Origin of the sequence: Vibrio sp. 1562, assembly GCF_033340155.1 — a bacterium.
In the GTDB taxonomy this organism is placed as follows: Bacteria; Pseudomonadota; Gammaproteobacteria; order Enterobacterales; family Vibrionaceae; genus Vibrio; species Vibrio alginolyticus.
This window is the reverse complement of record NZ_JAWOVY010000394.1, coordinates 1-670: the sequence shown is the minus strand read 5'-3', so window position 1 is coordinate 670 and position 670 is coordinate 1. Positions and strand designations below refer to the sequence as shown.

The window sequence follows — 670 nt, the reverse complement described above, 5'->3', positions numbered from 1 at the left end:
CTGCCGAAGCGGTTGCGAACATAAACACGTTACCTAGGTAAGTTTTTGAACCTAGTAACGCTTTAATATCCGCAGACATGCTGGTTTGTTTGATTTCGGCTTGTTCGTTCTTTTGTGCCATGGTTGCAGCAACGAGCACCACACCAACAAGCGTTAATGCGATAAAAATACTGTGCCAACCAAAGCTATCCGCTAAAACCACACCCAGTTGAGGTGCAAGTGCTGGTGATAGTGCCACCAACGGCATGATGGTTGCAAAAATTTGCTGGCTACTGCTGGAGTAACGCTTGATTACCATCGCTTGCCAGATAACCGCAGGAGCACACACGCCGATTGCTTGCACAAAGCGCAGTGTCAGTAGCTGCCAAACTTCATCGCAGAATGCTAAGCCGAATGAGGCAATGGTAAAGAGTACCAGACCTGCGGCCAGCGTATTGCGGTGACCAAATTTATCCGATGCCAATCCCCACATCAACTGACCAAAAGCCATACCTACAAGAAATACGGTCAGAGAAACTGCGATTTGTTCGCGACCTGGAGCAAAGTCGATTTCCATCGCTTTGAACGCAGGTAAGTACATGTCAGTGGCAACAAAGCCAAGCATAGATAAAGCTGCAAGATAAACGAGCTGTAGTTTTGATATTTTCATGATTCAACCAATCAAATTATT

At 46.1% G+C, this 670-nt stretch carries 1 protein-coding gene; it reads right to left on the bottom strand.

The features are described 5' to 3' along the window. On the bottom strand, positions 1–649 hold a 649-nt coding region (locus R7Z49_RS25385; RefSeq protein WP_318112442.1), incomplete at its 3' end, for an MFS transporter. Positions 650–670: the final 21 nt, after the last annotated feature.